The following is a 5511-nucleotide window of genomic DNA, read 5'->3' as shown; positions in this document are numbered from 1 at the left end:
GTGTATAAAATAAGGAATAGCTTTTAATTTATTTAAGCAAAAATCGACATTAAATGTTTTTTTGTGACTTTTTTTGTCACTTTTTTTGATATATTAAATTTTAATTTAATTCAAGCTTTTGATTTAGTATAATATTTTTAATGGCATAGTTCTTGTATAAAAAAGAATTAGATTTTAGCCGTATCTTTAATTTAATATATCTATGGGGAGAGTGTTATGAACGCTCAAAAAGGTTTTACATTGATCGAACTTATGATCGTTGTTGCTATTATTGGTATTTTGGCTGCTATTGCAATTCCATCATATCAAAACTATATCGCACGCTCACAGGCTTCGGAAGCATTTGCTTTGATGTCAGGTGCTAAAGTTAAAATTCAAGATAACTTACAAGCAGGTTCTTGTGCAGCAGCAGGTGCAAACGCAGATGCAATTGCTGCAAACAACACCATTTCAGGAAAATATGGTAATCTAGTGATTAGTGGCGATGCTGCTACTGGCGCTGGTGATACTACCGCTTCTGGCTGTATCATGACTTACACATTTAAAGCCGCAAGTGCTGGTGTTTCACCAAAAGTCGCAACAACAATAATTGCAGCGTCTATGTTGAACAATGGTTCAATTGTTAGATCTGGCACCGCTACTACTACTGATGACGCTTACCTTCCAAAATCTTTTGTAGCACCATAAAAAGACGGTAATTAATTCTCTAAGAATTAAAAAAGAGGTTTCGGCCTCTTTTTTTGTCACAAATAACATTATTGTTTGTGATAAAAATATCTTACACTCTAGCGTAAGAAAAACAGTACTCGATAATTACTCCAAACGTGCTAATTGATATTTTGAAATCATCACTTTCAAACTAGCTAAGAGCCTGATTTAGTCTTGATCTATAGGCTTTTTAGTGACGATGTTTTAGGGCTACATCAATTGGATAGCCATTCCGAAATCTTTGGATGACTATTGCTAGATACTTTGAGACTGTGCTTATTAGTTTGGTAATCATAAAAATAGAGAAAAGTATCATTTAATCATCATTTCGGGTCTATCACACAATAATCCTTATTCGCTCCGTGACAGTCATTTTTCATGATGCGAACGCAAGACTTCCCATTGCAATTTTTAATATCTAGGCTGTATTTTTGTTCTAGCCATGCAACATCTGCTCTACGCTGTTTGATTTCGTCCATGCTCGGCACATATAAAAATAATGCTAAAAAGAAAACGATCAGCAAGCTAACAAAAGCACTGGCGTAGATTGCCATGAATCGCCAGTCAAGTTGATTGGTTGCATTGTTTAATTCCCGAATACTGTTGTTGAGTGCGTCTATTTGCTTCTGATTGGCGTTTTTTAGGTGTTTTTCGGTCTTATTGAGTACTCCGCTAGCCACTTCCTTGTAAAACGCTTCTAATCGCTTGTTATCGTCTGCTATGGCTTCTCGATACTCTTTCATAGATGCCAGTAAAATATAGAGCTGGTCATCTAGGTCGTTTTGGTTGCTCATCGGTACATTCCGCCCTGATCTAAGTCTTGTGATGCTTTACGGTTGGCTCGCTCGGCTTGCTGTTGCTCTAGTTTTTGCTGTCGTTGTATTTCGGCTTGGCGTTCTTGTTCTAGGCGTTTAGCTTCTTGGTTTTTCTGCCATTGCTCGAAGCCTTGCTCGGCACGGTTTAAACCGTGCTGTAAAACGCTGTCTGTGCGCTGTTGCTGTTGTTTGAGCTGTTGGGCGTTGTGTTGCTTCACATGGTCGTTATAACGGCTGATTTCGGTGTCTATGCCTTGTCTACGGAGTTGAGTGACCGAAGTCCCCTCATGAATGGTGGCTTGTAGTCCATTGTTCTGATCGGCATAGCTGCGGTGGTCTATTTTTTCTCGGTAGCCTGCTCGTTCCAGTGCGTGATTGGCTAAGTCCGCCCATGTTTCCCGAATCTGTTTGATGTCGTCTTGGGTTGTTCCCATATTTAGGCTTTTGCGTTTGGCATTACTTAACTCAATATCGGTTTTTGTCGTCAAAGTGAGTTTATTGTCAGGGTCTAATTCAGCTTTTCGGGTGGTCAGCATGATATGGGCGTGATGGTTTTTATCATTTCCGCCTTTGCTGGGTTCGTGAATGGCTAAATCTGCAATCACGCCATAACGATCAACAAGCGATTGGGCAAACTCTTTTGCCAAGTCCTTGCGCTGATCTGCATCCAGTTCATCAGGCAGGGCAATCACCCATTCTCTAGCGGTTCGAGCATCTTTGCGGTTTTCGGACTGTTCCGCCAAGTTCCACAATTCGCTACGGTCTATTTCTATATCAAGGTTAGACACAATTTCGCTATGGGCGACACCGTCCTTTCTCGTAAAGTCGTGGGTTAGTCCTGTTCGTTCATCTTTGAGTTTTTCCCCTGAACGGTAGGCAGACGATGCAACCGCAGTTCGTCCCGAACTTCGATTCACTGTTTTTGTTGAGCAATGATAAATCGCCATTTTTTATTTCGCCTTTTTAAATTGCGTAGCAATTTTTTGGGGTTAAGGGGATTCCCCTTACGCAACGATGACTTGAATGAAATTCAAGTCGTAAGTGCGCATTTCATGAAAAACACGATAGCATATAGCTCGCTTGAACTCTAGTTCATAGAGCCTTATGCTTGAGTGGTTTTCTATATCCCGAAATTAACCGTTATGACAAAATCAACTGAAAATATTGAAAAGAAAATTGAAGCTCAGTTAGAGAAGCTGAAACAGTTAAAAGCACAGAAACAGGCTATTGAAGCAAGAGAACGTACCAAGAAAAAAGAACAGGAACGAAAGGATGATACCAGACGTAAAATTCTGCTCGGTTCTTATTTAATTAAAAAAATGCAAAGCAACGAAGCAAACAAGGAAAAAATACTCGCTGAACTCAACGAGTATTTAACAGAAGATAGAGATAGACAGCTTTTTGACTTACCAAATATTGAGGAAATTAACTATGAATAAAGCCGATTTAATTGCCAAATTAGCGCCTAAATTAAATATTAATCAAGACGAAGCAAGAGTTGTTCTTAATTCTGTTCTTGAAGTCATTACAGAAGCCCTAGTTGAAGATAAAAATGTTCGATTAGTTGATTTTGGGACTTTTGAAGTAAAACAGCGTGCCGAAAGAATGGGACACAATCCTAAAACTGGCGAAAAACTTAAAATTGAAGCTAAGGAAATTGTCACTTTTAAACAAGGCAAGGCTTTGGGAGAGCAATTTACTGTTAAGCCAAAGCAAAAAAGTAAAGTTAAGAAGAAAGCCTAATTTTTCTTAGCTCTTTGCTTTTCTTGTTCGGCTTTATACTCTGGAATTAGCTCATTGAAGACTTTTTGGATATTTACTTTATCCTCGATCTGCAAATTATCCCGATAGTAAATTAAGTCCTCTATTTTGCTTTCCATCTGCATTTTTTCAGTGGGTTCTGCATTCTGGGATATTCGGGATAATAGGAAAATATAACCGCATATATTTTCCCTCGCAATTTCATAATTAACGATGTCGGTATACTCAATTTGAACGCCTTGAAAATTGGCTGTTAGGTTCTCCAGTTGCATCATGATTTAAATCCTGCTTTCTCTAAAAATGGGTAAAGTTCTCTAAATTTTTCAGGCTCTAAAAGCATGTCAGCGATACGAATAGCAAATTGTTGGTAGCTTTCTGTACCTTTTGAATACTTACTCATTTCAGGCATTTCTGACATTTTATTGGCAAATAAATGGCGTTGTGCATCGGTCATTTTTATAAAAAAGTCAGGGGTGTTAGGGTCACGCTTAGTATTAATTTTAGGTTTATCGTCTTTTTTTTGCTTAAACTTAAATGAAAACCCAGAAATGATACGTCCTTGCTTGTGTTGTTCGTAACTTACTGTGATATCTGTATATTTATTAATTTGTTTAATAGCAGGGTCTAAGACACGATTCTTAAAATCATAGACTCTAGGATATTCATGCTCCTCAATAGCAAGGCGTTCTCTTAACGTATTTAATTCTATTACTGGAACAACTTTCGTGCTTTGCCATTGAATCATCATTTCATAAAGGCGAATAGCATAAACGCTCGTTAATTGGGCTGTTTTAGATAATCTATATCGTGTGAAACAATCTTTCAGTTGTCCAATCATGCTAAAAACATCATCGGCTAACTGAAATTTAATATATCCCTGCGTATCTGCATAACTAATTTTTTGTACCCATCTCGATTTAACACATTCTATAAAATCGGGTTTTTGATAGACCCGATCATACGTGAAGTAACGGTTAAATAATCGCTCACTTGCATCCCTTAATACCTTATAAGCATCGGATTCATCAGTATTAAATAGCTTGGAGTAATCTTTTGCATATACTCTAAATTCTCGTGTGTGGAATAAGCCTTTATCACTTTCATATTCAGCTAATTCAGTGAAGGCTACATGTAGTATTCGATATTCAGTCAAACTGAGATTAAAGCAAGCTTCAACAAGAGTATTACTTTTTATAACTAGATCATTTTTCATTTGGTTTAAGGATTATTTTTCTGCAATAAAACGACACTATATTATAAAAGCGTTAATTAAAAAAACAACATTGTTTTTTATTGTCGTTATATAGGGTAAATCTGTCGTTGTATAAGGGTAAATCTGTCGTTGTATAAGGGTAAATCTGTCGTTGTATAAGGGTAAATCTGTCGTTGTATGAGGCTGAAGAGTATTGCTATATAAGGCTTTCATGCTGTCTAAAACTATTAAAACTATTAAAACTATTAAAAAGGGAAAAACTATTAAAACTGCCCTATGTACTCGCTAAAGCTCGTACTCTATTGAAGCTCGTTCCTCGCTTCGTGGGGCAGTTTTTAGTTAATCCTGTTTGTGAAATCTAAAAGCAAAAGCATTTGTAATGTATTCGCTTCGCTCATACTTTTTGAAAAGCAAAAGCTCCAAAGTTCGCACCCATTCGGGATGCTCTGTATCTTTCGTTATGAAGCAAAAGGGAGCTTGTAATCAGAGAAAAGGCAAGGGTGAAATTTTTATGATGCTCAATCGCTCGTAGACACTCGCTCGGTTTTTAATATCTAGGATTTAATTATTCACTGGAGCTAATCAAAGTTGTGAAACATTGCTCAAAGAATAGGCGTGGAACGTGAAAAGTCATAAAAAAAGCCCACCTTGGGGAAGATGAGCTATCAACTAGAAACTACAGCATTGATTTCTAAGGAAAATTAGAACAACACATTTCGTATAAGGTGTATTATGTTAATTTTAGGAAAACTTAATAATATCTTTTTGGCTATTATTTAGCTAAAGATAAAGCAAATAGTAAAAAAATATAGACATAACTTTTTTTACTACTTAAACTGAAAAAAAGCTAGTTCAACTCCACATTTTGAACTAGCTTTTTTTTTTCAGTGTATAAAATAAGGAATAGCTTTTAATTTATTTAAGCAAAAATCGACATTAAATGTTTTTTTGTGACTTTTTTTGTCACTTTTTTTGATATATTAAATTTTAATTTAATTCAAGCTTTTGATTTAG

Annotated in this window: 7 protein-coding genes; 3 read left to right on the top strand and 4 right to left on the bottom strand. The window is 36.4% G+C overall.

Annotation, left to right across the window (positions count from 1 at the left end; genetic code table 11):
- The first annotated feature begins 216 nt into the window (after nt 1–216).
- Nucleotides 217–687, top strand: a complete 471-nt coding sequence (locus FTU13_RS17250) for a prepilin-type N-terminal cleavage/methylation domain-containing protein (protein WP_180161148.1) — start codon at nt 217–219, stop codon at nt 685–687.
- 344 nt (nt 688–1031) lie between these two features.
- Here FTU13_RS17250 and FTU13_RS17245 read toward each other — a convergent pair whose 3' ends face one another.
- Complete coding sequence (locus tag FTU13_RS17245) at nt 1032–1502, bottom strand: hypothetical protein (RefSeq protein WP_004870960.1); 471 nt, start codon at nt 1500–1502, stop codon at nt 1032–1034.
- Nucleotides 1499–2470, bottom strand: coding sequence for a MobQ family relaxase (gene mobQ, locus FTU13_RS17240; RefSeq protein WP_180161147.1), 972 nt, complete (start codon nt 2468–2470; stop codon nt 1499–1501). The genes FTU13_RS17245 and mobQ overlap by 4 nt, the downstream gene beginning before the upstream one ends.
- Nucleotides 2471–2665: 195 nt before the next feature.
- Here mobQ and FTU13_RS17235 point away from each other — a divergent pair, with 195 nt between their 5' ends.
- Nucleotides 2666–2962, top strand: coding sequence for a mobilization protein (locus tag FTU13_RS17235; protein WP_180161146.1), 297 nt, complete (start codon nt 2666–2668; stop codon nt 2960–2962).
- A complete protein-coding gene (locus FTU13_RS17230) occupies nt 2955–3266 on the top strand; it encodes an HU family DNA-binding protein (RefSeq protein WP_159516832.1) in 312 nt (103 codons plus the stop codon). The genes FTU13_RS17235 and FTU13_RS17230 overlap by 8 nt, the downstream gene beginning before the upstream one ends.
- On the opposite strand, the gene FTU13_RS17225 is transcribed toward FTU13_RS17230, so the two are convergent.
- Nucleotides 3263–3559, bottom strand: coding sequence for a hypothetical protein (locus FTU13_RS17225; RefSeq protein WP_180161145.1), 297 nt, complete (start codon nt 3557–3559; stop codon nt 3263–3265). The genes FTU13_RS17230 and FTU13_RS17225 overlap by 4 nt on opposite strands.
- A complete protein-coding gene (gene repM / locus FTU13_RS17220; protein ID WP_087554602.1) occupies nt 3556–4497 on the bottom strand; it encodes a replication initiation protein RepM in 942 nt (313 codons plus the stop codon). Before repM ends, FTU13_RS17225 begins: the two co-directional genes overlap by 4 nt.
- Nucleotides 4498–5511: the final 1014 nt, after the last annotated feature.

This window comes from Acinetobacter sp. YH12064 (assembly GCF_013419735.1).
GTDB classification, from domain to species: domain Bacteria; phylum Pseudomonadota; class Gammaproteobacteria; order Pseudomonadales; family Moraxellaceae; genus Acinetobacter; species Acinetobacter amyesii.
The sequence above is the reverse complement of the archived record's forward strand: the minus strand, read 5'-3'. Positions and strand labels throughout refer to the sequence as shown.

Coding starts and splice junctions, on each gene's coding strand:
- mobQ (WP_180161147.1), bottom strand. CDS start 2,470: ATGGCGATTTATCATTGCTCAACAAAAACAGTGAATCGAAGTTCGGGA.
- FTU13_RS17230 (WP_159516832.1), top strand. CDS start 2,955: ATGAATAAAGCCGATTTAATTGCCAAATTAGCGCCTAAATTAAATATT.
- FTU13_RS17235 (WP_180161146.1), top strand. CDS start 2,666: ATGACAAAATCAACTGAAAATATTGAAAAGAAAATTGAAGCTCAGTTA.
- repM (WP_087554602.1), bottom strand. CDS start 4,497: ATGAAAAATGATCTAGTTATAAAAAGTAATACTCTTGTTGAAGCTTGC.
- FTU13_RS17225 (WP_180161145.1), bottom strand. CDS start 3,559: ATGATGCAACTGGAGAACCTAACAGCCAATTTTCAAGGCGTTCAAATT.
- FTU13_RS17250 (WP_180161148.1), top strand. CDS start 217: ATGAACGCTCAAAAAGGTTTTACATTGATCGAACTTATGATCGTTGTT.
- FTU13_RS17245 (WP_004870960.1), bottom strand. CDS start 1,502: ATGAGCAACCAAAACGACCTAGATGACCAGCTCTATATTTTACTGGCA.